Source organism: Microbulbifer maximicatervae (SeqCode), assembly GCF_052467825.1.
The window spans coordinates 196,387-220,812 of the sequence record NZ_CP174327.1; the positions used below are offsets into that span (position 1 = coordinate 196,387).

Consider the following 24,426-nt stretch of genomic DNA (forward strand, 5'->3'; position numbering starts at 1 on the left):
AACTCAGCTTCCCGCCAGCTTTTCTGCCACCCGCATTACTGCACTGCGGGACCGCTGATTTTCATCCACTTCAACCGTGTTGGCTTTCACTGCCTTGCCCACCGAACGCAGTGACTTGGCTATCTGACTATCCATAATCGGAAGGCCACGAGGCAACTGGGGACCGCGCTCTTTTTCCCGAATAAAACGCTTCACCATTCGGTCTTCAAGAGAGTGGAAACTGATAATCACCAGGCGCCCACCCGGTGCCAGCAACTGCAGGGATTTATCCAACGCACTCTGCAGATCATCCAACTCGCCATTAATATGAATACGAATAGCCTGAAAGACTCGAGTAGCGGGATGTTTACCTTTTTCCCAAGCCGGATTCGCCTCTTTCACAACCTCGGCAAAATCGAGGGTGCGCTCAAATGGTTTTTCCAGCCGGCGCTTTACAATGGCAGCGGCCATTCGACGGGCAAAACGCTCCTCGCCGTACTCTTTAAACACCCGGGCCATTTCGGCCTCAGCCTCAGTGTTGACCCACTCCGCTGCACTGATACCCCGACTGGTATCCATACGCATATCCAGGGGGCCATCCTGCATAAAACTGAAACCGCGCTCGGCCTGATCCAGTTGCGGCGAAGACACCCCCAGATCGAGCAATATTCCACTGACCTTACCGGCAGCTTGCCCGGCAGCCTTATCCATATCGGCAAAAGACCCATGCCAAATGGAAAAACGGGATTCACCGGCAAACCGCTGCTCTGCAAATTCAACAGCCTGGGGATCTTTATCCACCCCTACCAACTGGCCATTGGGCCCCAAGTGCTCAAGGATTGAGGCGCTGTGCCCACCCCGGCCAAAGGTGCCATCGATATAAAACCCATCCGGCTCAGTCACCAGAGCGTCTACGGCCTCGCGTAACAACACACTGCGATGCAATTCTTGAGACACCCGGTACTCCCCTTATAAAGAGAGGGATGCCATTTCCTCAGGCATACCCTCTTCGTCTTCACTATCATCGAGCCAGGACATCCAGCGCTCCTCACTCCAGAGCTCCAGCTTTTTCCCCTGGCCCACTAACATCAATTTCTTTTCCAGCCCCGCGTACTCACGCAGAGTTGGCGGAATCAATACCCTGCCATTGCCATCCACCTGCAGCTCACAGGCATACCCGATCAGCAGGCGCTGAGCGCGCCGAGCCACTTTGTTAAAGCTGGGCAATGCTTCAATCTTCGGGAGAATTTGCTGCCATTGAGGCGACGGATACACCAACAAACAGCGTTCCTCTGTATGGGCAGTCACCACCAAGCACCCCGCACACTCATCCAACAGCCTATCGCGGACGCGTGCCGGTATTGCCAGACGCCCCTTGGCGTCCATATTGATTGCGTGGCTGCCCAAATACACGTTTAGTGGTTCTCGCTTTGGAGATCGCGCCTCTCGCGACTCACTCCCATATGGCAGGTCAATGGAGAAAGATGTTCGACTTTAACCTGGCGGTGTGAACACCCACTTACTTATCGCGAATAAACCACAAATTTCCACGATTTTCCACTTTTTCCCACTCTCGACACTATAAAACTGGTCGACACAAAGTCAAGGAATTCGACCCCAAAGTCCCCATAACCCCTTGTAAAATCGCGGCCTCCAGAGAAGTGGCGCATATTGGCACATTGAAACTAGTCGGAACAGCCCTATCTGGCACGATCGCCCCCTTAACAGTTAATCAATTTTTTTACGCCAAGAAGAGGCTTTAGCCGAAATTAAACGAGAAGAAATAGGCGAACACAAAGAGGGCTACCGGAGCCAGGACCACCACATCAGGCAAACAAAAAAGCCCGGCGAATGCCGGGCTTTTGAAATTGTTGAGCTGGCCTGTAAGCCGGGTTCTGTCGAGGACAATCATTCATCTGGGATGCCTGTCACCAGACACCTCAAGCGACCTACCCGCCCTCAGTGCGGGTCACACCTGTAGAGGGCCTATTTGGTCTTGCTCCGAACGGGGTTTACCGTGCCGCGGACTGTTACCAGCCGCGCGGTGCGCTCTTACCGCACCCTTTCACCCTTACCTGTACTCCCAAAAAAGGAGCCATCGGCGGTCTACTCTCTGCTGCACTTTCCGTAGGCTCGCACCCCCCAGGCGTTACCTGGCGTTCCACCCTATGGAGCCCGGACTTTCCTCCATCGCACAAGGCGACAGCGATTGCCCGGCCAGCTCGGCGCGAAGATTAAAGAGGCGACAGGCGGATTGCAACAGGCAATTGCAGCAATCGACGCCTTATTTTTGCTCCAGACTCCAGTTGTACAGGACTTTCTTTTTCACTCCGGTAATTTCGGCAGCGATCGCCGCCGCCTTTTTCGGCGGCAACTCCGCCAGCAGCAGCGACATTACACGCTGTGCCTCCCCATCCAGCTCGCTTTCACGAGAGCGCTCTGCACCACGCACCATCAAAACAATCTCACCGCGCTGCTGATTGCTATCAGCGCGGACCCACTCAACCAACTCTGCCAGAGGCATCAACTGAAAAGTTTCAAAGGCCTTGCTGACCTCGCGGGCTATCACCGCCTCTCGATTACCGCCGAACACGACCGCCATTGCTTCCAGAGTGTCAGCAACCCGGTGCGGGGCCTCGTAGAACACCAGGGTACGGGTATCACTGGCCAATTCCTGCAGGGCTCGCTCACGGGCACCGGACTTAGCCGGCAGAAATCCCTCGAAACTAAACTTGTCACTGGGGAGTCCGGCGGCACTCAGTGCAGAGACAAAAGCACAAGCCCCCGGTATCGGAGAAACTTTGATTCCTCGCTCCCGGGCTTCACGTACCAGGCGATAACCGGGATCTGAGATCAGTGGGGTGCCCGCATCGGAAATCAGGGCAATGGTCTGGCCCTGCTCCAAGCGCTGCAAAATCTGCTCTGTGCGCTTGTCATCCGAGTGATCGTGATATGCCATCAGTGGCGTATCGATATTAAAATGGGAAAATAATCGCTGACTGTGACGTGTGTCCTCCGCCGCAACCAGATCGGCACATTGTAGAACTTCGATCGCTCGCGGTACCATATCGGCCAAATTACCAATGGGCGTAGCGACAATATAAAGCAGCGCCTGATCCGGCCCCATAGCTGTTCACTCCAAATATAAATATTGCGGGAGAAGATTATGTCCGCCTCTTCCCGGCGCACCTCTACTGTAATCACCAGAATGGCAGCTGCCTCACTGGCAGTCGCACTGGCTGCTTGCCAGACACCGGCTTCCCGGCCAAACGTTTACCAGCCGGATTATTCGGCCGGCCACACCGCAAGCCGCAGTGAAGCTGTACGTATGCTGCGCAGTGCCGACACCCTGCCGGCACCGGCGCGGGATCAACAGCGCCTGCAAGCGGCCGCTATTCTATACGAGCTGGGAGATAAAGAGACGGCAAAAGAGGCGGTAATCAAAATTACGCCCGAACAGCTGGACGACAACCTCTTCGCCAGCTATGCACAGGTCTATGGCAGCCTACTTGCCGCAGACGACGACTTCTTTGAGGCCCTCGACCTGGCAGCCTCTCCACGCCTGGAAAATGTGTGGCCGGAGTTACCACAGAAGACTGCCTTACCTCTACGCAGCCTGCGCGCTGACCTATGGGGACTTCTGGGAAATCTCGACAGCGCAATTAGTGAGCGGCGCGAAATCTCCTATATCGCCCAGTCCGACGAAGCGATCACAGAGAATAACAACGGCTTTTGGCATCTCTTGACCCAGCTGCCCTCCAGTGAATTGCAGGCTCGCGCCACCCAAAGCAATGACACCCAGATGCGCGCCTGGTATCAACTCGCCCTGCTGGGCCGCGACACCCAGACGGATATCAGCTCACAGCTGACCGCCCTCAGCCGCTGGCGCGAGCGCTGGCCCGCCCATAGTGCCAATTCCCATCCGCCACAGGCATTGCAGCTGTTAGAGCGCTTGGCCGCCCAGCGGGCAGACCGCGTGGCGCTGCTCCTGCCACTGTCCGGCCCCCTGGGCAACGCCGGCAGGGCAATCCGGGATGGCTTTATGGCCGCCCACTACACCGCTCTGAATGCTGGCGGCGCAACTCCGAAAGTGATGGTTTACGACACCGGTACCGAGCAGCCATTTGAGGAAATTTACCAGAGCGCCGTAGATGCCGGTGCGCAGATGATTGTTGGCCCACTGGATAAGAGCAAGGTAGCCAACCTGCTTGCCACAGAAAAACTGCCAGTGCCTACTCTCGCCCTCAACTACGGCGATGAGGGGCGCCTGACCACAGACCTGGTCCAGTTTGGACTGGCAATTGAAGATGAAGCGCGGCAAATTGCCCAGCACGCTTACCGGCAGGGCAAGCGACAGGCAATGGTCCTCACCGCTGACAATAGCTGGGGGCAGCGCGGCGCTGAAGCATTTGAAGAAGAGTGGCTGCGCCTCGGTGGCTCAGTCAGCATTCGCCGGACATTTAAGGACAACAGCAAGTTCTCAGCCCTGGTCAGCGATGCCTTGTTAATTCCCGCCAGCAACGCGCGCAAGAAGGAATTGCAGAGTCGCCTGGCGGCAAAGCTGGAATTTACCCCCAGACGCCGTGACGATGTCGATATGGTATTCCTGGCAGCACAACCCCAGCAGGCGCGCCAGCTCAACCCTATGCTGACCTACTACTACGCCAGTGACCTGCCCGTATACGCCACTTCCCATGTTTTTGGTGGCAGCATCAACCGCAATCGCGACAGGGACATGAACGGTATTCGCTTTACCGCCCTGCCCTGGCTGTTTGAAAGCAATCAAACCAAGCAGGATATCGAGGAGCAGGCGTCGCCCGCACCGGCTTTTGCCAGACTCTATGCCCTAGGTGCCGATGCCTTCCGCCTCTACCCGCGCTTGCCGATGCTGCGCCAGTTCCCGGAACAGAAAGTACACGGTCTCACCGGCGCATTGAGCCTGAGCGCCGATGGCCGCATAGTGCGCGAACAAATGTGGGCGCGAATCGACAAAGGGGTGCCGGTGCCCATCACTACCGTCGAGCCCCAGTTGCCGCAGCGGGAGCCGATTGAATTAAGTGGGAATCGTGAGGCTTTTTAAGGGCTCAAGCGGCACTGTCGGCAGCCAAATGGAGGCTGCCGCAGCCCGCTATTTGCAGCGCGCGGGGCTCACCTTACTGGAGCGCAATTATCGCAGTTCACACGGAGAGATAGACCTTATCGCTCGTGAAAGCGATACTGTCGTGTTCGTGGAGGTGCGCTTCCGCCGCAAGAGCCAATTCGGCGGGGCCGCAGCCAGCGTGGATTCACGCAAGCAAGCTAAGCTACTGGCCACTGCCAGCCGCTATTTGCAGCAACATAAACTGGACTGTCCGTGCCGCTTCGATGTCCTTGCCATAGATGGCGATGCACAAAACATCCAGTGGATTAAAAGCGCCTTCGAAGCCTGAGGCAAAACCGAGATTTACCCCGTCAAGTTATGGTGAGTTCGAGCTCACCTGAATTAAGGACACAATGGAACAGCGAGTCGTAACCCTTTTTCACCACAGCCTTGAAGCCACAATGAACGCTGGCGAGATACTGGCCCCGCTGATTGCAGAAGCCAGCGAAATGGTGGTGCATACACTCTTGGCAGAGAGCAAAGTCCTGCTCTGTGGCAATGGTGTCAGTGGCGCATTGGCGCAAAGTTTTAGCTCGCAACTGACCGGCGGCTTCCAGCGCGAACGCCCCGGCCTACCGGCTATGGCCCTCAACAGCGACGGCGTCTCCATGGGCACCGTTGCCTCGAACCACGGCGGTGCAGACACCTTCGCACACCCGGTTCGCGCCCTGGGGCAGCCCGGTGACCTTCTCGTAATTATCAGCAGCGATGGGCGCGACTCAAACCTGGTTCAGGCCATGCGTGCGGCTCGGGACCGGGATATGGGCATACTCGCACTGACCGGCGGTGATGGCGGCGACTGCGCCGCCCTGCTCGATACCCATGATATTGAACTACGGGTGCCTTCCGATGTCGCAGCAGAGGTACACCAAGTACATCTTCTGACAATTTTTTGCCTGTGCGACCTAATCGACAGTAGTTTGTTTGGTGGCTACGAGGAATAAACGATGAACAACAAAAAGTTGACCCTGGGGAAATATCTCCTGGCTGCCCTCGCGGCAACCACTTTGTTAGCGGGATGCAGCACTGTATTGGAGGCCACCCATGACGGCCCCATACAACAGGACCCCGGCGAGCGATCTTTTGGCACCTATATTGACGACCAGCGCATCGAGACGGTGACCACAGTCAATATCAACAAAGCTCACCCGGACCTGAAAACCTCGAATATCAATATCAATTCTTTTAATGGTGTTGTACTACTCACCGGCCAGGTACCCAGCCAGGAACTGCGCCTGCTTGCCGGGCGCACGGCGGAACAAGTACAGAATGTTCGCCAGGTCTACAACGAAATTCAGGTGCGCGGTAAAGTCACTTTACTGGCTAGCACCAGCGATACCTGGCTAACCACCAAGGTGAAAAGCAACTTGTTTGCCAATAAGGAAGTAGACAGTGGTCGCATCAAAATCGTGACCGAGAATGGAGTTGTTTATTTGATGGGACTGCTAACTCCTGCCGAAGCGGAGCGGGCAGCCGAAGTGACCCGCTCGGTAGGCGGGGTACAGAAGGTTGTGAAAGCAGTGGAATACATCAACTAATATTTCCCGCACTACACAAACAAAAACGGAGGCAACTGCCTCCGTTTTTGTTAGCGCTCAAGTCTGTAACTTATACGCGCTCTATAGCAACCGCTGTAGCCTCACCGCCACCAATGCACAGGCTTGCCACACCCTTCTTGGCATCGCGCTTTTCCATCGCTGCCAACAGGGTAACCAGGATACGGGCACCGCTAGCACCTAACGGGTGGCCGAGGGCACAGGCACCACCGTTAACATTGACCTTCTCCCAAGGCAAATCGAGCTCACGCATTGCAGCCATAGCCACTACCGCAAATGCCTCATTAATCTCGAATAGGTCCACATCCGCCGCAGACCAACCGGCATTTTCCAGCAGCTTGTGCATAGCGCCGACCGGAGCCGTAGTGAACCACTCGGGCTCACGGGCAAACTGGGATTGCCCCTTGAGAACAGCCAGAGCTTTCAAGCCGCGCTTCTCAGCTTCACTTTTGCGCATCAACACCAGCGCCGCAGCACCGTCAGAAATAGAGCTGGAGTTCGCTGCGGTTACAGTGCCGTCTTTACGGAACGCTGGCTTCAGTTGAGGGATTTTGTCTGGACGGGCATTACCTGGGGCCTCGTCGACACTCACCTCAATCTCACCTTTGCGAGAGGCAATCGTGACCGGGGCAATTTCACGGGTAAAATCTCCACTCTCAATCGCAGCCTGGGCACGCGCCAGAGATTCCAGGGCAAAAGCATCCTGCTCCTCGCGGGTGAAATCGTACTTATCGGCAGTAGATTCGGCGAAAGTGCCCATCAGCTTGCCATCCGCAGCATTTTCCAGACCATCCAGGAACATGGAATCTTTGACCTCTCCATGACCGAGGCGCATACCAGAGCGGGCCTTGGCCAGCAGGTAGGGGGCATTGCTCATGCTTTCCATACCGCCGGCAACGATAACCTTACCCTCACCCATCAGCAGGGCATCACGGGCCATCATTACAGTCTTCATCCCGGAGCCGCACACCTTGTTAACAGTGGTGCAAGGAGTGCCGACAGGGATGCCGGCACCCAGTGATGCCTGACGTGCCGGAGCCTGACCAACTCCTGCCGGGAGCACACAACCCATCAGTACTTCATCCACATCGGCAGGTGCCACACCCGCGTCCTTAAGGGCTGCGCGAATCGCCGCGGCACCCAACTGCGGGGCAGTGAGGGCTGAAAGGCTGCCCTGCATAGCGCCCATTGGCGTACGCGACATTCCGACAATCACTACAGGGTCCGAAGTTACATCACTCATTCTGGCTGCTCCAAGTTCTGTGCCGCCATCACTGTGGTGGCGGCAATTGTTTTAATGTCGCCGCATTATAGCCGAAGCCCCACCCCGCTCCGCCAGGGGTGCGACCGGTGCGCAGCAGTATCAGCCCATCGTGTTACTATTTACGCCACCAACAGGGATAAATAGGGAAGTGTTATGGGGTCTACGGGACTTATTGTGCTGGCGGTGGTCATCGCACTGTTCTTTTTCATCATCAGTATCTTTAACAAACTGGTTTCACTGAAAAACCACAGTGAAAATGCTTTTGCGCAGATCGACATACAGTTAAAGCGACGCCACGACCTGGTACCAAATCTGGTAGAGAGCACCAGGGCATACCTGAATCACGAGAGGGAAACCCTGGAAGCGGTAATCAGTGCGCGCAATACCGCAATTTCAGACCTCAAATCTGCCGCTAAAAACCCCACTAATGCCGCCGCAATCGATAAACTCGGTCGCACTGAAGGTCTTCTCAACAGCGCCCTCGGCCGCCTGAATATGGTGATTGAGGCCTACCCGGAACTGAAAGCCGACCAGACCCTCCGCGAACTCAACGAGGAGTTAAACAGCACCGAAAACCGCGTGGCATTTGCACGCCAAGCTTTTAACGACTGCGTCACCAGCTACAACATCTACAAGCAAAGCTTCCCCCCAGTATTTCTGGCCGGCTTTTTTGGCCACAGGGCCAACGCCCAACTGCTTGAGTTTGCAGACTCAGAAACCTTTCAAGTCGCGCCACGTATCGAGTTTTAAATATGAACTTTTACGTTCACCAGGACAAAGCCAAGCACAGCAGTCGTTTGCTGGTTTTCCTGTTCAGCCTGGCCGTCATTACCCTAATCAGTTTGAGCACCCTGGCTACGGCAGCCATGGTGTCACTGTCCCGCGGCCAACCATTTACTCCCTTTGAAGTTGTACAACTTCTGGGCTGGGAGACCCTTGGCTCAATAGCCTTTGTCATCGGTACCGTCGTTATTCTGGGCAGTCTGTACAAGTTCCATCAATTATCCCCAGGGGGAAAGGCTGTGGCGGAATCCCTGGGAGGGCACAAACTTAATACTTCCGCGCGGACTGAGCGGGAAAAGAGAGCACTCAATGTTGTGGAAGAGATCGCTATTGCAACAGGTATTCCGGTACCCGATGTCTACATCATTGAGGACAGCACCATCAATGCCTTTGCCGCTGGCCAAAACCCTACCGATGCCGTTATTGGCCTGACGCGGGGCTCCTTGGAAAAGCTAACCCGGGAGGAGCTACAAGGAGTTGTTGCCCACGAGTTCAGTCATATTCTCAATGGAGACATCCGTCTAAACATCCAAATCACCGGGCTGCTGCACGGAATCTTAATTATTGGACTTTTGGGGCAGCTCTTTGTCAGAAGCCCGGCACCCCACAGGCGCGTAACTCCCATAAGATATCCGCTACTAGGCCTGGGAATAACTCTGATTATCCTCGGCTACGCCGGTACGCTGATCGGCAATCTGATCAAGGCCGCTGTCAGTCGGCAACGGGAGTTTCTTGCCGATGCCTCCGCAGTACAATTTACTCGCAACAACCTCGGTATTGCCAACGCACTGAAAAAGATCGGTGGCCGCGATTTAGGCTCAGAACTCAGCAGCCCCAACGCAGCAGAGTTTAACCATATGTTGTTCGCGGTTGGGGTAAAACGCTCCCTGCTCAGCCTTTTTGCCACTCACCCTCCACTGCCAGTGCGCATAAAGAGGTTAGAGCCCGCCTGGAACGGCCTATTCGCCAATACGGAAGAACAGGTAAAAAGTGAAACCCAGACTTTAAAACCCAGTGAATTGCAAAATCCGCAGCTCGCCATGGCCGCTCCTACGACGCCTTTCCAGGCTGCTCTGGATGCGGTGGACAACAGCATTGCCAAACCAGATACACATCAAGTTGAGCTTGGATATCAACTGCTGGGTTCTATTCCACCTCTGATCCAACAGGCTGCACACGAACCTTTTACCGCCCGGGCACTGGTTTACTACCTTCTTCTGCACAAGGATAAAACCGAGCGAGACAAACAGCTAAACCTCTTGGAGAAAATTGCCCATCCCGCTGTTATCCGCGAGATGAAAAAACTCACACCACATATGGAATCACTGCCGAGCAACGCTCGCCTCGCACTGATTGACCTGTGTATCCCTGCCTTACGCGCCTTAGTCCCCCAGCAGTACCAGATCTTTAAACGAAATCTTATCAAGCTTCTACACAGCGATGGGAAAGTTGAAGTTTGGGAATGGGCCCTGTACCGGGTATTAATGCACGCACTCGACGGCGCTCCAGATCGACAGCGCCTGTCCCACAGCAAACATGCCAACAAGGATGCTTCACGATTTATCATTGCAGCCATCGCCCATGCGGGAAACAGCCAATACCTTCCAGCAAAACGTGCTTATGAGAAGGGTCTCAATGCCCTCAACCTTGAAATAACCCCGCTACCCGGCATCGCTGATATCACCCTGCCACGACTGGACAAGGCCATTGCAATCGCCAGCCTTATCCCGCCCCTGGAGAAACCCGACTTACTGAAAGCGATTGTGATCACCTTGAATCACAATGGGGTAATTAAAGCGGAGGAGATTGAATTGTTAAGGGCCGTCGCTGACAGCCTGGACTGCCCTATGCCGCCGGTTATCGATAAGTCTAGGTAAGCCACACAACGCCAGCACAAATGCTGGCGTTGTGAACCCTTAATGGGCGTGGTGCTGATAAACCGGTCCGATACCCACACTCCACAAAATGACGGAGCCAATAAGCACTGTAACCATCATTACCAGGGCAACGGTTAATACTGCACAGGCATACAGAAATGCTCGATCCTTATTCATTTTCATCAGGATCGGAATACCGGCAAAGACCAGGTAAATAGAGTACATCCCGGCAATGCCTACGGACGCCATCGTGAGCCAGGGGTGCGGATAAAGGACGACGATACTCGCCAGGAAGATTGGCGTAGTAATAAACACCGCAAGTGCCGTGCCTTCATAATGACGCGTGGGCTCATCGCCCTCAACCCCGTAGGATCGCGCCATCCAGTTAATAAACTCTCCGAGGCAATAGACGCCAACCAGCAATGCAAAATAAGTAACAACCGACAGAACAGCTGCACTTTCAGGTGTCAGCTTTGCCAGATGCCCCCCAACCTGAAAGCCTACCCGGGTAACCCCAAAGTAACCGGCCACCGTAGGAATCAACGCCAGAAGCGGCACATGAGTTACAAACACCTCAAAAAAAGAATGTCTATCAGCGCGTATCGCTTTCCACTCTTTTTCCGGGTTGGTAAGAATACCTATTGTATGACTGAGTATCCGCACACCAAATCTCCCTTCTAATACCCTGCCTTGCAGTATCGGTGGCGCACAACAGATTGACCAATGCCAAAAGGGAATTAAGCGTCACTTTCAAATTTACTTGATTTATATCAGCTGTGGACAGACAGGCAATTTCGCCCGCTGCGCTTTGCTTTATAAAGCGCTTGATCAGCCGCTTTAAGGATACTCTCGGGTTTCTTTAGTTTTTTATTGCGGTGGGCAACGCCAATACTCACGGTAACTTTTACTGGCTTCCCCCCACCCTTCCCCCTGAGCGAAGCCCCTGCGGAAAGACGCCCCGATGACCTTAGGCGCAGTGGGTAACTTGAGATTTTCTCCCTGATTTTTTCCAATAAAGCTTCTTTCGCCTGGCGACTGCGGCCCGGAAGATAAATAACAAACTCCTCGCCTCCATAGCGAAACACTGTACCGTGAGAGTGGCGCGCGAGTTGAGCCGCAACCATTTGCAAAGCCTGATCACCCACCTGATGGCCATAGCGATCATTCAGCTTTTTAAAATAATCAATATCAACCATGGCAAGGCTGTAATTCCATGCTGGCGTCAGCATCTGATAGCGGAAGGCCCGCCTGGAATGAAGCCCAGTCAGCTCATCGCGAAACGCCAATTCATAACTGGCCCCAAGCAGCGAAGCGACCAATAATATTCCGGCTACAGAGCCGGTAAACTCGAGAGGAAGGCTCAACCAAACACTGCACAACAGCAAAATAGAACAGCTAAACAGACCCATAGCGGTCGGGCCAGGGTAGAGAAAAAGTAAGGCAAAAGCACCGAGAGCGGAGACAGCGCCAATCAATTGTGGCAACGAAAATGCGTCGGGTAAAAACCCGGACAACCCGCTGGGCAAATTCTCGACCGGAAATGCCAGCCTCAGCGGCGCACAGCAATCGTAGAGCAAGACAAAACCCACCCCCTCAGCCAGCAAAAACAGGCCCCACAGCAGCCCAAAAATACTGAAGACACTGCGATCACGACTGCAAGTAAACAAAACAAGATTTACCGCAACCAGTGAGAGATATAGCGGGAGATCCCTGTGCAAGCTGGGGAGCAACTGGGAGTGAGCCGCGATGTATAGGGTCATGATAAGCAGCGCTGAAAGCGCAACCCGGCTTGAGCGAAAACCAAAACTGAGCAATGCCGCCATAGCCAATAGCAACACAGGCAGCTGCGGACTGTATAAGTGGGTCAGATCGATCCAGGGAAGATACTGCGCAACGAGAAGCACCAGAAGCATCCCTGGCAGCCAAATAAAGCGCAGCCATTGAAGGTACGGCGGCATGACATTCGCGGCAATAAAAGATAACGCGACATTATACGGACTTGGGACAAGCGTATACCCGGAACCGGGTCACAAAAGTGGAGGAAGGGAACTGGCAGGGCTTCAGAAATTTGCCCTACCAGCGAAAAGGAGCACTATTTAACGACACGCAGAGCCGGTTTTTTCACCGATTTTTTACCCAAACTGGTGGGTGGCGTCGGTTCGGGCGGCTCTGGAGTTTCCTCAGCCTCAAATACCATCCCCTGCCCGTTTTCCCGCGCGTAGATTCCGACCACAGACCCCACTGGAACTTGGATATCTGTCGGAACCCCGCCAAAACGGGCGTTAAACCTGATGGCGTAATTATCCATAGTCAGACTGGCAACCGCTGATTCCGAGATGTTCAGCACTATCTGACCATCGTCGTTCACATGTTGTTGCGGCACCAAAACACCGGGGAGGTGCGTATCAACCAGAATATAAGGAGTGCACCGGTTATCGGTTATCCACTCGTAAAACGCCCGCAGAATGTAGGGACGATTGGATGTCATGGCCGGCTTGCTCACCAGTATCCCCTCAACGCATTTCCCGTTCGTATTCGGTCAGACTCTGCTGGAATGCCTCGCGGGCAAACAGGCGGTCCATATAGTCCAGCAACGGCTTAACCTGCTTTGTTTTCGGGAGGCTGATTTCAAACTGCTCGAGGCGCCACAACAGCGGAGCCATGCAGCAATCTACCAGAGAAAACTCTTCATTAAAGAAGTACGGCAGGTCGGTAAACATCGGAGCGATGCCAACCAGGTTGTCGCGCAGTTCTTTGCGAGCGGAGGCCGCGTCCTTACCACCGGCAAGGATCTTGTCCACCAGAGGACACCAGTCGCGCTCGATACGATGCATGATCTGGCGGCTCTGCGCGCGGGCAACCGGGTAAACCGGCAGCAGCGGCGGATGCGGGAAACGCTCGTCCAGATACTCCATCATCACTTTGGTCTCGAACAGAACCAAGTCGCGATCTACCAGGGTTGGCAGGGAGTTGTAAGGATTGAGGTCAGCGAGTTCAGCTGGTTTATCATCGGCGTCCACATCGGTGATATCGACGGAAACCCCTTTCTCTGCAAGTACGATACGTACTCGGTGGCTATAGTGGCTGCGACCATCGGAGAAGAAGGTCATCGAGGAGCGCTTGTTGGTAGGCACACCCATGTTCAAACTACCTCAAACTTTAAGCCGGCTAGAGCCGACCTTTTATTCAAAATATAAAAGGGCAGTGAGTAAACCCACCACCCATTAGAGACAAACTAGCGACGGCTTTAGTGGTGCACGTCTTTCCAGTATTCGCGGTTCAGCAACCAGGCGAAGATAAAGAACACAAAAATAAACGCCAGCACATAGAAGCCAACACGCTTGCGATCTTCAGCCATCGGCTCAGCAATGTACTCCATAAAGTTGACGAGGTCATACATTGCCCCATCAAACTCTTCCGGTGTCATAGAGCCTTTCACCTTACCGACTTCCAAGCTACCACAGGCGGCATCCATAATCGGGTTGCCCAGCTCATCGCGGACAACTTTACCGTGGTCGCGCTTGGGACCAGGGGCACACTCCTGCAAGCCTTGCAGCTCCATCAGAACGTGAGGCATGGCCACACTCGGGAAGACCTTGTTGTTTACCCCGGTAGCACGACTGTCGTCCTTATAGAAGCTGCGGAGGTAAGTGTAGAGCCATTCCGGTGAGCGAGAACGAGCAACCAGCGTCAGGTCCGGCGGCGCGGCGCCGAACCATACTTTGGAATCATCTGGACGCATGGAGATCGTCATCAGGCTGCCGATCTTGTCGTCACCCAAAACCAGGTTCTCCATCATCAACTCAACCGGGATATCCAGGTCAGTGGCCACGCGCTCCCAACGGGAGTAATTGGCACTGTGACAACCCATGCAGTAGTTGACGAAGTACTTGGCACCGCGCTGCAGGGACGGCTTGTCCCGCAGATCGATATTGATGTGATCCAGCTCCACTTCGGATTCCGCACCCACCGCTTTAATCGGAATAAAGGTCAGCAGGCCGACAACGATAATACCGATAAACAGGATGCCGAAAGTTTTACCACCAGACGGGCTGGTTACACGCTCGGGCTCAGGGTAGACCTCATCGCGATTGGTAATCCAGGGCAGCAAAGCAAAGAAGGCAGCGAACAGTAGAGTTACAACCCCCATGAAAGTATTCACAGAGAAATTAGCTACCGCCATCCACAGGAACAGCACGCCGAAGACGACACAAACAACCCAGGAACCAACGCCTTTCTTACTCTTCGGATTCGTCCAAACCGGCATAGTCAGGAAGAAGGCGAAATAGAACAGGGTCGCTACCTGAGACAGGAAGTTACGATCCGGAGTCGGGGATTTAACACCCAGGTAACCAAGAATAATAAATACTGCAGCAAACAGAAGCAGCAGGCCCTTAGGTAGCCAGCCCTTGTAACGGATCGAGCGAACCGGGCTCTTGTCCAGCCAAGGCAGTACAAACAGCACAGCGATAGCGGCACCCATTGCAACCGTGCCCAAGAACTTAGCCGGTAAAGGACCAATATCCATAGTCACCGCGCGCAGGATTGCGTAGAACGGTGTGAAGTACCAAACCGGAGCAATATGCGGTGGTGTCTTCAGCGGGTTCGCTTCTTCGAAGTTAGCGTGCTCCAGGAAGAAACCGCCCATTTCCGGGAAGAAGAACACAACCGTTGCGAAGATAAACAGGAATACCGCGATACCTACCAAATCGTGAACAGAGTAGTAAGGGTGGAAAGCAATACCGTCTTTGGGAATGCCGTTCTCATCCTTGTTCTTCTTGATCTCGATACCGTCTGGGTTGTTGGAACCCACTTCGTGCAACGCCAGGATATGCAGAACTACCAGCAGTACCAATACCAGTGGCAGTGCAATAACGTGCAGGGAGAAGAAGCGGGTCAGGGTAATACCAGAGATCAGGTAGTCTCCGCGAATCCACTCAACCAGGCTATCCCCAATACCGGGAATTGCTCCAAACAGGGAAACAATTACCTGGGCACCCCAGTAGGACATCTGGCCCCAGGGCAGCACGTAACCCATAAAGGCTTCTGCCATCAGCACCAGGTAGATACACATACCGAAGATCCACACCAGCTCGCGGGGCGGCTTATAAGAGCCGTACATCAAACCGCGGAACATATGCAGGTACACCACCACGAAGAAGGCAGACGCACCTGTGGAGTGGAGATATCGTATCAACCAACCCCACTCCACATCACGCATGATGTACTCAACCGAGGCAAATGCCTCCTCGGCAGAGGGGTTGTAGCTCATAACGAGCCAAATACCGGTCAACAGCTGGTTGACCAGGACCAATAGGGAGAAAACGCCGAAGAAATACCACAGGTTAAAGTTTTTGGGCGCATAGTACTTGCCCATGTGCTTATCCCAGGCCTGGTAAATGGGTAGTCTCTGATCTACCCAATCACCGAAATCTGCGAGCCATTTCATGCGGTGCCCTCCTGGTCTACGCCAATCACGATTACATCGTCGTTTTCATAGGAATAAGGCGGCACCTCCAGGTTGGTAGGCGCGGGAACACCGGTATAAACACGGCCAGCCATATCGTATTTGGAACCGTGACAGGGACAGAAGAAGCCACCCATCCACTCATCGCCACCCAAATCGGCAGCACCCACTTCCGGGCGGTACATAGGCGCGCAGCCAAGGTGCGTACACAGACCAACCAACACCAACAGCTTTGGCTTGATAGAGCGGTTTTCCGGATCTACATAAGCTGGCTGGATAGACTCCTCGGAGTTAGGGTCGCGCAGTAGAGGCTCCACTTTCTCCAGGTCTTGCAGTATTTCATCGGTACGGCGCACAACATAGACCGGCTTGCCTCGCCACTCTACGGTGACCATTTGGCCCGGTTCAACTTTGCTAACATTGTATTTAACCGGAGCGCCCGCAGCTTTCGCCTTGGCACTCGGCTTCCAGGAAGCGACGAAGGGAACGGCAACCCCCACCGCACCCGCGCCACCAACAACTGAGGTGGCTGCGGTTAGAAAACGGCGCCGTCCTACATTTACACCGTCATCACTCATGACGTAGTTCTCCCATCACAGCGACCCCGATAGCCCGGAGATTCGCTGGCCCAAACCCAAAAAGTCTTGAAAGAAGTCCCGCCCGGCAGATTGCCCGCGCGAATAAACCCCACAAATCAAGCGGATACAAATCGGCGCAATGTTAAAGAAAATGCCAATTTGATACAAGGCAATGCTACGGGGAACGTCGGGAATCACGCGGCGAAACCGCGATATATCCAGCAAAAGTCATAAGAGCACTGGATAACCACAGATACGGGAATATAAAAAAGCCCGGCAAAAGCCGGGCCAAAAAGAAAGCTTATCGCTTGGAGAACTGCGGCTTCTTACGCGCTTTGCGCAGACCCACTTTCTTACGCTCAACCTCACGGGCGTCGCGGGTAACATAACCAGCGGCGCGCAGCGGTTGACGCAGCGCTTCATCATACTGCATCAGGGCACGGGTCAGGCCGTGACGGATAGCACCCGCCTGACCAAAGGAACCGCCACCTTTAACAGTAACAGTGATGTCGAATTTCTCGACCATTTCAACCTTTTCCAGCGGCTGACGCACGATCATGCGAGCCACTTCACGGCCAAAGTATTCGTCCAGGGTACGACCGTTTACGGTGATCTTACCTTCGCCTGCTGTGAGGAATACACGAGCAGTAGAGGTCTTGCGGCGGCCGGTACCGTAGTATTGAGTAGTTGCCATCAGATTTATTCCCGTTTAGATCGCCAGTTCAATCGGCTGTTGAGCCACATGAGGATGTTCACTGCCGCTGTATACTTTCAGCTTCTTGAACATGGCACGACCCAAAGGACCTTTCGGCAGCATGCCTTTAACGGCGCTTTGAACGGTGCGCTCGGGCGCTTTTTCGATCAGCTTTTCGAAGCTGATGGATTTAAGACCACCAGGGTAGCCGGAGTGGCTGTGGTAGATCTTGTCTTTGGCCTTGTTACCGGTCACGCGAACCTTTTCTGCGTTGATTACAATGATGTAATCGCCAGTGTCCACGTGGGGCGTGTATTCAGGCTTGTGCTTGCCGCGCAGGCGGGTTGCGATCTCGGCAGCAATACGGCCGAGGGTCTTGTCCGCAGCGTCAACAATGTACCAGTCGCGTTTTACCGCCTCTGGCTTGGCACTGTAAGTCTTCATGTTATAAACACCTGTAATATGACCCCCAGAATTAGGGGCCGTCCCACAAAAGAGCGCGGATAGTACAAAAGGAGTGTATGCTTTTCAAGCGGAATTTACCCCGACTCGACAGACTTATTCGGGGCGATGGGGCCGCTCCAGATATTCGCGGGACTGCATCTCCAAAAGCCGACTCACCGTGCGCTCAAACTCAAACTTAAGATTCCGGCCGACGTACAACTCCTCAGCTGGAACCTCCGCAGAAATTACCAACTTCACGCACCGGTCGTAAAATTCATCCACTAGATTAATGAAGCGACGCGCCTGGGCATCCATACGCTCATCAAACTTGACTACCGACCCCAGAAGCACCGTGTGGAACTCCCTGGCCAATTCGATATAGTCATTTTGCGATCGCGGCCCATCGCACAAATCCACAAAATCAAACCACGCAACATCATCCGCTACTTTCAAGGCTCGAATTGGACGCCCCTCCACTTGCAGCTGAACCTCGCTACGGGCTTCGCAGCCACTGACACTCAGCTGCGAAAAACTCTGCTCCAGACTGCTATCCGCCTCAGGTCCCAGCGGAGAATGATATAGTTCCAATATCTCCAGGGTGCGCAGCCGGTAATCGGTACCGCTATCGACATTAACCACCTTGGTGTACTTCTCCAGCAGATCGATGGCCGGGAGAAACCGTACCCTCTGCAACCCATCTTTATATAAGCCCTTGGGCACAATATTCGAGGTCGCCACCAGGGCCACCCCCCGGCGGAACAGCGCATCCAACAGACCGGCCAATATCATGGCATCGGCAATATCTGAGACGAAAAACTCATCAAAGCAGAGCACCCGAGCGCGGCGGGCAATCTTATCCGCCACCTTCTCCAGCGGATTCTTCTCCCCTGCGTACTCCTTTAGATCCTGATGAACTCGACGCATAAAGCGATGGAAATGGGTGCGCTGTTTTTCCGCGAACGGCAGGGACTCAAAAAACGCATCCATTAGGTAGGTTTTTCCACGGCCTACCCCACCCCAAAAGTAGAGACCCTTCTCGGGCTCATTAGCACCACTGCGAATACGGGACAAAAAACTGACGATCGCACCGCGCTCAGACCGAGCCACCAGGCGCCGATGAAGATCCTGCAACTCCTCAACTGCCTGACGCTGGGATTGATCCTCAACGAAGTCCGGGCGCTGAAGATCACTCTCATAACGCTCAAGAGGGGAAGAAAATAGTGGTTTGGCGGGCAACATAGAGGAAAATTTCTTCGACTACTGAATAACTGGCGCGCACTCTATCAAATTCAACCAATCTACGCATAGACCGCAGAGAGACATGGTTGGCACCCTTTACAACAGTGCAACTACCCGAAATAGCCAGCCCTCCCCGCAAACTGGAACCAGGCACTAACCATTCTGCCGCAATTGACCGACAACATTAATTGTCAGCGTAATAATCGCGTATACTGGCCTCTCTATTATGAGGGGCAATAGCCACGAACGCGGGCTACCCAAAGTGCAGAAACCGGCTGGGCCAAGATTGGCAGCCTCATCTCTCCGCGAGGCGATCTGTACAATAAAAAAGCAAGTTGAGGAGGTAGTAAGTGCACTCTACATCGGTATTAATTCTAGTCGGCGTCCTCGGTATGACCCTGGGTGCATTCCTCGCATTCCTAGCTGTGCGCGGGCGTACCAGTGTGGAGCGCTCAGAGGAACTGGAGCAGAGACTCCGCGAGGCCAACAACAAACTCGAAGACTTCCAGTTGCAGGTCAACGATCACTTCGACCAAACGTCACAACTTGTTCACAACCTCACCGAGAGCTACAAAGAGGTTCACGAATACCTGTCTAATAGCGCGCTGCGCTTATCCAGCCAGGATATTGGCCGCCAGATGCTAAAAGCCGGCAGTGGAAAATTAAAAGACAACGATGAGAAATTGCAGGATATAGAGCCACCTCGCGACTGGGCCCCCAAGGAACCTGGCGCCAAAGGCACGCTTGCTGAGGACTACGGGCTCGAAAAAGAGGCCCATGAGAGCAGCTAATAATTAATAAGCTGTACGAGATGATGAAACGCAGCTTTCCAAGCAATAAAAAAGGCGGGTAATCACCCGCCTTTTTTATTCGGCATTTACAGACTCTGATAGTAATCCATCAAAATCTGCGCCACTTCAGGGCGAGAAAACTCAGGAGGCGGCGCAATACCATCACCCAACATTTCACGCACTTTAGTACCTGAAAGCAGAATAAAGTCTTCTTTCGTGTGATCAGGAACATCACGCATCATCACCACCTTATTCAGTTTTTTGGAATAAGCAGTGTGGTCAGCACGGAAAATCTCAATCTCTAGAGCGCCTTCAGGCACCTTTTCATCGAAGATTGTCTGAGCATCGAAAGCGCCGTAGTAATCGCCAACGCCGGCGTGATCGCGACCGACAATCAGGTGACTACAGCCACAGTTCTGGCGGAATACCGCATGCAATACCGCTTCGCGCGGGCCCGCATACAGCATATCGAAGCCGTAGCCGGTCACCATCACAGTATTCGCCGGGAAGTACAGCTCTACCATCTTGCGAATGGAAGCATCGCGCACCGGAGCGGGGATATCACCGGGCTTCAGCTGGCCAAGCAGCATATGAATCAGCACACCATCGGCCTCTACCCCGTCGAGGGCCATCTTGCACAGCTCTTCGTGCGCGCGGTGCATCGGGTTGCGAGTCTGGAAGGCTACAACCTTATTCCAGCCACGCTCCTTGAATTCATTGCGAATCTCTACCGCAGTGCGGAAAGTATCCGGGAAGTCATTCTGGAAGTAGCTAAAGTTCAGCACTTCGATCGGGCCCGATACTAGAGTTCGACCCGCAGACTTAAAAGTTGCGACACCGGGGTGTTTCTCATCCAGAGTGCCAAACACCTGCTCAGCCATGGTGTCCATTTGCTCTTCTGAAATGGTTTCGATCGCCTCAACATCCATCACGGCGAGAACCGGATTACCCTCGACATTCGGGTCACGCAGGGCAATACGGGAGGCACCCTCAATTTCACTAGCGTCTTTAACAACATTAACAACCGGCACCGGCCAGAACAGGCCGTCTACTGTGCGCAAGGTTTCAGCAACACTCATGGCATCTGCCAGATTCATATAGCCGTGCAACGGATTGAAGTATCCCGCCCCGAGCATCACCGCGTTAGCGGCGGCTGCCGAACTGACCACGATTGACGGCAGGGACTCCGCTTCATGCATCAACTGGTGATGCCTCTCACTGTCATATACAAAGCGTGGCTGAAGTTCAACGCTGCCATGGGGGCGAACTAGGGACATTTAGGTCTCCAAAAACAGTAGTTACCGGTTAGTCTTAAAATTTCGATTGGCCATTATACGCATCTATCGTAAGCGACCAATGTCATTGCCATACAGGAGTTAGATTATACCTCCCAAATTCCACTCCCTGAGCAACTCCAGCGTCTCAAAAACCAAACAAGCAGACCCGGACACTGGGCAATCGCTATACAGTAGAGTGAGAAATACAAGCGCCCTCCAATTAGGCTCACAAACTGTCCCTCTGTCCAAGCCATTTTGTAGAGCCCCTATGTGCTAATTGTTGTGCCGTGAACAACCACCCAGCCAAAAGAAACTATTTCCTCTAACAAAGTCCATGTACAGCGATTCCGCCTGGAGACGTGTGTATAATCAGCGCAAAGAGGAGTCACGAGTGTCCCAAAACCGATTTTTACAAGATTGGATCCTACCAACCCTGGTAGGCCTTGCCATGGCTGCCCTGCTCTTGGTTATATTCCCACAACTGCGTGGTATCGCCCCTGAGGCCAATGGAAATAATACCCAAGGTCCGGTTTCCTATGCCCATGCCGTCAATGTGGCAGGCCCTGCTGTAGTCAATATCTACACCCGAATGGCTATGCCGCAGCGCCAGCACCCTCTGTTCAATGACCCCCTTTTTAGGCGCCTGTTCGACAACATGGATGTCCCGCAAAGACAGAGGATGCAATCCAATCTTGGCTCAGGTGTCATTGCCAGTGATAACGGTTATATCCTGACCAACCATCATGTGGTCGACCAGGCCGATGCCATTGTTATTCTTTTAGCTGATGGACGGGAAGCGCAAGCAAGGCTCGTCGGAAGCGATACAGATTTTGACTTGGCCGTCCTCAAAATTGACCTCGACGGCCTGACCTCCATTTCTGTCGGTGAACCCGACAGGGCACAGGTGGGCGACGTCGTCCTAGCAATCGGCAACCCTTTTGGAGTTGGGCAAACTGTGACTCAAGGCATTATCAGTGCGAAAGGCCGTCACCTTGAAAACTCAGGCACCGGCAGCTACTTACAGAACTTTTTGCAGACAGATGCTGCGGTCAACCCTGGAAACTCTGGTGGCGCACTGGTTGACTCTCAAGGGCGCCTGCTAGGCATCAACACCTCAATTCTCAATCAATCCGGCTATTCAGGCGGGATCAGCTTCGCCATTCCCGCCAATATTGCCTTCAAAGTCATGCAGGATATTATTGCTTATGGCCGCGTCGTACCCGGCTGGCTGGGTATTGAGGCCACCGGCATAAGTCCCCAAATGGCCAAGGAGTTCAATTTAAATTCCACTGGTGGTGTATTGGTGACAGCTATCTACAACGAAGGCCCCGCACATATTGCCGGCCTTCAACCAGGAGATGTCATTACGCAACTAGATGGCTTACCCATCGGCGATGGCAAGCAAGGGGAGGCAACTATGGCCACCCTGCGTCCCGGCGACACTATCTCCATTACTTTTATTCGCGATGGGGCACCCTACACAGTTGAAGCAACTGTTTCAGAAGAACCCCAAACAAAGACGACGATAGAATAAATTCATAAGGAAATGTCTCTATGCGCTCACTGGTATTAGCCTTGCTCTTTATTACCTCTACTGCGCCCGCAATGGCTGGGGATAGAGAGGACTTGCACCAATTGCTGACAAACTTTATCGGAAAAGCCGCCACTGATTCCCAGGCCCACCAACGATTCTGGGCTGAGGACCTGATATACACCAGCTCTGGGGGAAAGCGCTTTGGAAAAAGCGAAATTATGCAAGGGATGCAAACACCCCGTACAGAGCCCATAACGATGAGCTATGCCGCCGAGGAAATTGACATCCGACTACTGGGCGATACCGCTATTGTTGCATTTAAGTTATCTGCAAACGATAGCAGTAAGGATGAGCAACGTTATTATTTTAATACCGGCACATTTGTAAAACGGAAGGGGGAGTGGCGCGCCCTTGCTTGGCAGGCTACCCATATCCCCTTGATAGACCAATACTGAAATAGCCCCGCAGAAAGAAACCTACCGGGTGCAACATTCAAGAATCTTTGACTCGATACCCGGCAGAGCGAGCATGAGCATCTAAGCCCTCACCCAGAGCAAGAGTATGCGCTACGCGCCCCAAGGTATCAGCGCCTTTTTCAGAACAGTAGATCACCGAACTGCGCTTCTGGAAGTCGTAAACTCCCAGCGGTGAGGAAAAACGGGCAGTGCCACTGGTAGGAAGGACATGATTGGGGCCAGCACAGTAGTCCCCCAATGCCTCTGCCGTATAGCGCCCGAGGAAAATGGCTCCGGCATTCCGGATCCCAGGAAGGTAAGCCTCAGGATTATCTACTGAAACTTCCAGGTGCTCCGGTGCAATCTGATTAGAGATTTCTATCGCCTGCTGTATGGACTCCACTTGGATCAACGCTCCACGATCAGCAAGGGAGCGGGAGGCAATTTCAGCTCGGGGCAACTCGACCAAAAGCCTTTGCAGCGAACTCTCAACCCGATCTAGATACTCAGCATCAGGGCACAACAGAATTGACTGCGCCTGCTCATCGTGTTCAGCCTGTGACAGCAGATCCATGGCAATCCAGTCGGGATCTGTTTGCCCATCGCAAATAACCAGAATTTCAGAAGGGCCCGCAATCATGTCGATAGCAACATGACCAAAAACAGCACGCTTGGCACTGGCCACAAAGATATTCCCCGGACCAACAATTTTATCCACCGCAGGAATAGACTCAGTACCATAGGCTAGTGCCGCTACTGCCTGGGCACCACCAATCGTAAACACCCGGTCCACCCCTGCTATTGCCGCTGCCGCCAACACCAGGTCGTTCAGCGCCCCTTTCGGAGCCGGCACCACCATATTTACGGCGTCAACCCCAGCAACTTTTGCAGGAATTGCATTCATAAGCACGGAAGAAGGGTAACTCGCCTTACCTCCAGGAACATAAATGCCGACACTTTGCATTGGGGTAATCTGCTGCCCAAGCACAGTCCCATCGGCCTCCGTATAGCGCCAGGACTCCTGTCTTTGATGCTCGTGGTAACGCCTCACTCTATTAGCAGCTTCCTCCAGGGCCTCGCGCTCCTCGGTACTTATACGACCTAGAGCCGCGGTAAGCTCAGCAGCCGGCAGAGCAAAGTCTTTCGCCCTTTCCAGGTGCCGATGATCAAAGCGGTTGGTGAACTCGATAACAGCCTTATCACCATGAGCGCGAACACGCTGCAATATTTCTGCAACGATACTTTCAACCTCTTGATTTGCCACTGCCTCCCAAGCCAATAACTGCTTCAATTGGCCATCGAAATCTCTATCGACCGTATTTAGCCGACGAATTACTTTGCTCGTCAT

The 24,426-nt window shown here is 53.7% G+C and carries 24 protein-coding genes and 1 other RNA gene; 9 read left to right on the top strand and 16 right to left on the bottom strand.

The genetic code is table 11. The features are described 5' to 3' along the window. Positions 1–3: 3 nt before the first annotated feature. The 4 genes from rsmH to rsmI form a co-directional block, all read right to left on the bottom strand. Entirely contained in the window at positions 4–936 is a 933-nt protein-coding gene (gene rsmH, locus ACJJII_RS00885; protein WP_444917993.1) for a 16S rRNA (cytosine(1402)-N(4))-methyltransferase RsmH, read from the bottom strand. 12 nt (positions 937–948) lie between these two features. Beyond that, a complete protein-coding gene (mraZ, locus tag ACJJII_RS00890) occupies positions 949–1,392 on the bottom strand; it encodes a division/cell wall cluster transcriptional repressor MraZ (protein ID WP_282933875.1) in 444 nt (147 codons plus the stop codon). A 455-nt stretch (positions 1,393–1,847) separates the two neighbouring features. After that, positions 1,848–2,204: RNase P RNA component class A (gene rnpB, locus ACJJII_RS00895), an RNA gene on the bottom strand. Between the two features lie 59 nt (positions 2,205–2,263). Further along, complete coding sequence (rsmI, locus tag ACJJII_RS00900; RefSeq protein WP_444911383.1) at positions 2,264–3,106, bottom strand: 16S rRNA (cytidine(1402)-2'-O)-methyltransferase; 843 nt, start codon at positions 3,104–3,106, stop codon at positions 2,264–2,266. A gap of 39 nt (positions 3,107–3,145) precedes the next feature. Here rsmI and ACJJII_RS00905 point away from each other — a divergent pair, with 39 nt between their 5' ends. The 4 genes from ACJJII_RS00905 (at position 3,146) to ACJJII_RS00920 (ending at position 6,657) form a co-directional block, all read left to right on the top strand. Then, the gene (locus ACJJII_RS00905; RefSeq protein ID WP_444917994.1) at positions 3,146–5,059 is read left to right on the top strand and encodes a penicillin-binding protein activator; all 1,914 of its coding nucleotides are present in this window, start codon (positions 3,146–3,148) and stop codon (positions 5,057–5,059) included. Then, the gene (locus tag ACJJII_RS00910) at positions 5,046–5,408 is read left to right on the top strand and encodes a YraN family protein (protein WP_413663021.1); all 363 of its coding nucleotides are present in this window, start codon (positions 5,046–5,048) and stop codon (positions 5,406–5,408) included. The genes ACJJII_RS00905 and ACJJII_RS00910 overlap by 14 nt, the downstream gene beginning before the upstream one ends. A 64-nt stretch (positions 5,409–5,472) precedes the next feature. Beyond that, complete coding sequence (locus ACJJII_RS00915) at positions 5,473–6,063, top strand: SIS domain-containing protein (protein ID WP_108734203.1); 591 nt, start codon at positions 5,473–5,475, stop codon at positions 6,061–6,063. A gap of 3 nt (positions 6,064–6,066) precedes the next feature. Beyond that, positions 6,067–6,657 (top strand): BON domain-containing protein, encoded by a 591-nt coding sequence (locus tag ACJJII_RS00920; protein WP_413663022.1) that lies wholly within the window; start codon positions 6,067–6,069, stop codon positions 6,655–6,657. A gap of 70 nt (positions 6,658–6,727) precedes the next feature. On the opposite strand, the gene ACJJII_RS00925 is transcribed toward ACJJII_RS00920, so the two are convergent. Next, positions 6,728–7,918 (bottom strand): acetyl-CoA C-acyltransferase, encoded by a 1,191-nt coding sequence (locus tag ACJJII_RS00925; protein WP_444917995.1) that lies wholly within the window; start codon positions 7,916–7,918, stop codon positions 6,728–6,730. Between the two features lie 174 nt (positions 7,919–8,092). Between ACJJII_RS00925 and ACJJII_RS00930 the strand changes: the two genes are divergently transcribed. Both ACJJII_RS00930 and ACJJII_RS00935 read left to right on the top strand, forming a co-directional pair. After that, on the top strand, positions 8,093–8,689 hold the full coding sequence (locus tag ACJJII_RS00930) for a LemA family protein (RefSeq protein WP_444917996.1): 597 nt from the start codon (positions 8,093–8,095) through the stop codon (positions 8,687–8,689). 2 nt (positions 8,690–8,691) lie between these two features. Beyond that, positions 8,692–10,599, top strand: a complete 1,908-nt coding sequence (locus ACJJII_RS00935; RefSeq protein ID WP_444917997.1) for a M48 family metallopeptidase — start codon at positions 8,692–8,694, stop codon at positions 10,597–10,599. 39 nt (positions 10,600–10,638) lie between these two features. On the opposite strand, the gene ACJJII_RS00940 is transcribed toward ACJJII_RS00935, so the two are convergent. The 9 genes from ACJJII_RS00940 to zapE form a co-directional block, all read right to left on the bottom strand. After that, positions 10,639–11,262, bottom strand: a complete 624-nt coding sequence (locus ACJJII_RS00940) for a Yip1 family protein (protein ID WP_444917998.1) — start codon at positions 11,260–11,262, stop codon at positions 10,639–10,641. 107 nt (positions 11,263–11,369) lie between these two features. Then, positions 11,370–12,557 carry a GGDEF domain-containing protein gene (locus ACJJII_RS00945; RefSeq protein ID WP_444917999.1) on the bottom strand — a complete coding sequence of 396 codons (1,188 nt, stop codon included), beginning with the start codon at positions 12,555–12,557 and terminating at the stop codon, positions 11,370–11,372. Positions 12,558–12,691: 134 nt separating this feature from the next. Further along, positions 12,692–13,087 (bottom strand): ClpXP protease specificity-enhancing factor, encoded by a 396-nt coding sequence (locus tag ACJJII_RS00950; protein WP_108735312.1) that lies wholly within the window; start codon positions 13,085–13,087, stop codon positions 12,692–12,694. A gap of 25 nt (positions 13,088–13,112) precedes the next feature. Further along, positions 13,113–13,739 carry a glutathione S-transferase N-terminal domain-containing protein gene (locus ACJJII_RS00955; protein ID WP_108734210.1) on the bottom strand — a complete coding sequence of 209 codons (627 nt, stop codon included), beginning with the start codon at positions 13,737–13,739 and terminating at the stop codon, positions 13,113–13,115. A gap of 107 nt (positions 13,740–13,846) precedes the next feature. Then, the gene (locus ACJJII_RS00960; RefSeq protein WP_444918000.1) at positions 13,847–16,048 is read right to left on the bottom strand and encodes a ubiquinol-cytochrome c reductase; all 2,202 of its coding nucleotides are present in this window, start codon (positions 16,046–16,048) and stop codon (positions 13,847–13,849) included. Beyond that, positions 16,045–16,644: a ubiquinol-cytochrome c reductase iron-sulfur subunit gene (petA, locus tag ACJJII_RS00965; RefSeq protein ID WP_444918001.1), complete on the bottom strand. Its 600-nt coding sequence runs from the start codon at positions 16,642–16,644 to the stop codon at positions 16,045–16,047. Before petA ends, ACJJII_RS00960 begins: the two co-directional genes overlap by 4 nt. 301 nt (positions 16,645–16,945) lie before the next feature. Continuing rightward, a complete protein-coding gene (gene rpsI, locus ACJJII_RS00970) occupies positions 16,946–17,338 on the bottom strand; it encodes a 30S ribosomal protein S9 (RefSeq protein WP_413663030.1) in 393 nt (130 codons plus the stop codon). Positions 17,339–17,353: 15 nt separating this feature from the next. Then, positions 17,354–17,782 (bottom strand): 50S ribosomal protein L13, encoded by a 429-nt coding sequence (gene rplM, locus ACJJII_RS00975; RefSeq protein WP_108734214.1) that lies wholly within the window; start codon positions 17,780–17,782, stop codon positions 17,354–17,356. 114 nt (positions 17,783–17,896) lie between these two features. After that, positions 17,897–19,021, bottom strand: a complete 1,125-nt coding sequence (gene zapE / locus ACJJII_RS00980) for a cell division protein ZapE (RefSeq protein ID WP_444918002.1) — start codon at positions 19,019–19,021, stop codon at positions 17,897–17,899. Between the two features lie 350 nt (positions 19,022–19,371). On the opposite strand from zapE, the gene ACJJII_RS00985 reads away from it, so the two are divergent. Next, the gene (locus ACJJII_RS00985; protein ID WP_157954137.1) at positions 19,372–19,812 is read left to right on the top strand and encodes a Z-ring associated ZapG family protein; all 441 of its coding nucleotides are present in this window, start codon (positions 19,372–19,374) and stop codon (positions 19,810–19,812) included. Between the two features lie 86 nt (positions 19,813–19,898). On the opposite strand, the gene sat is transcribed toward ACJJII_RS00985, so the two are convergent. After that, positions 19,899–21,089: a sulfate adenylyltransferase gene (gene sat, locus ACJJII_RS00990; RefSeq protein ID WP_413663032.1), complete on the bottom strand. Its 1,191-nt coding sequence runs from the start codon at positions 21,087–21,089 to the stop codon at positions 19,899–19,901. 391 nt (positions 21,090–21,480) lie between these two features. Between sat and ACJJII_RS00995 the strand changes: the two genes are divergently transcribed. Further along, positions 21,481–22,623 (top strand): S1C family serine protease, encoded by a 1,143-nt coding sequence (locus ACJJII_RS00995; protein ID WP_444918003.1) that lies wholly within the window; start codon positions 21,481–21,483, stop codon positions 22,621–22,623. A 20-nt stretch (positions 22,624–22,643) separates the two neighbouring features. Next, positions 22,644–23,078, top strand: coding sequence for a nuclear transport factor 2 family protein (locus ACJJII_RS01000; RefSeq protein ID WP_444918004.1), 435 nt, complete (start codon positions 22,644–22,646; stop codon positions 23,076–23,078). Positions 23,079–23,115: 37 nt separating this feature from the next. On the opposite strand, the gene hisD is transcribed toward ACJJII_RS01000, so the two are convergent. Beyond that, entirely contained in the window at positions 23,116–24,426 is a 1,311-nt protein-coding gene (gene hisD / locus ACJJII_RS01005; RefSeq protein WP_444918006.1) for a histidinol dehydrogenase, read from the bottom strand.

Excerpts from the sequence above, each read along its gene's own strand:
- ACJJII_RS00915 (WP_108734203.1), top strand. The coding sequence starts at position 5,473 with ATGGAACAGCGAGTCGTAACCCTTTTTCACCACAGCCTTGAAGCCACA.
- ACJJII_RS01000 (WP_444918004.1), top strand. The coding sequence starts at position 22,644 with ATGCGCTCACTGGTATTAGCCTTGCTCTTTATTACCTCTACTGCGCCC.
- petA (WP_444918001.1), bottom strand. The coding sequence starts at position 16,644 with ATGAGTGATGACGGTGTAAATGTAGGACGGCGCCGTTTTCTAACCGCA.
- ACJJII_RS00925 (WP_444917995.1), bottom strand. The coding sequence starts at position 7,918 with ATGAGTGATGTAACTTCGGACCCTGTAGTGATTGTCGGAATGTCGCGT.
- sat (WP_413663032.1), bottom strand. The coding sequence starts at position 21,089 with ATGTCCCTAGTTCGCCCCCATGGCAGCGTTGAACTTCAGCCACGCTTT.
- ACJJII_RS00960 (WP_444918000.1), bottom strand. The coding sequence starts at position 16,048 with ATGAAATGGCTCGCAGATTTCGGTGATTGGGTAGATCAGAGACTACCC.
- ACJJII_RS00955 (WP_108734210.1), bottom strand. The coding sequence starts at position 13,739 with ATGGGTGTGCCTACCAACAAGCGCTCCTCGATGACCTTCTTCTCCGAT.
- ACJJII_RS00920 (WP_413663022.1), top strand. The coding sequence starts at position 6,067 with ATGAACAACAAAAAGTTGACCCTGGGGAAATATCTCCTGGCTGCCCTC.
- ACJJII_RS00905 (WP_444917994.1), top strand. The coding sequence starts at position 3,146 with ATGTCCGCCTCTTCCCGGCGCACCTCTACTGTAATCACCAGAATGGCA.
- ACJJII_RS00930 (WP_444917996.1), top strand. The coding sequence starts at position 8,093 with ATGGGGTCTACGGGACTTATTGTGCTGGCGGTGGTCATCGCACTGTTC.
- rplM (WP_108734214.1), bottom strand. The coding sequence starts at position 17,782 with ATGAAGACTTACAGTGCCAAGCCAGAGGCGGTAAAACGCGACTGGTAC.
- ACJJII_RS00945 (WP_444917999.1), bottom strand. The coding sequence starts at position 12,557 with ATGCCGCCGTACCTTCAATGGCTGCGCTTTATTTGGCTGCCAGGGATG.
- zapE (WP_444918002.1), bottom strand. The coding sequence starts at position 19,021 with ATGTTGCCCGCCAAACCACTATTTTCTTCCCCTCTTGAGCGTTATGAG.
- hisD (WP_444918006.1), bottom strand. The coding sequence starts at position 24,426 with ATGACGAGCAAAGTAATTCGTCGGCTAAATACGGTCGATAGAGATTTC.
- ACJJII_RS00935 (WP_444917997.1), top strand. The coding sequence starts at position 8,692 with ATGAACTTTTACGTTCACCAGGACAAAGCCAAGCACAGCAGTCGTTTG.
- rsmI (WP_444911383.1), bottom strand. The coding sequence starts at position 3,106 with ATGGGGCCGGATCAGGCGCTGCTTTATATTGTCGCTACGCCCATTGGT.
- rpsI (WP_413663030.1), bottom strand. The coding sequence starts at position 17,338 with ATGGCAACTACTCAATACTACGGTACCGGCCGCCGCAAGACCTCTACT.
- ACJJII_RS00950 (WP_108735312.1), bottom strand. The coding sequence starts at position 13,087 with ATGACATCCAATCGTCCCTACATTCTGCGGGCGTTTTACGAGTGGATA.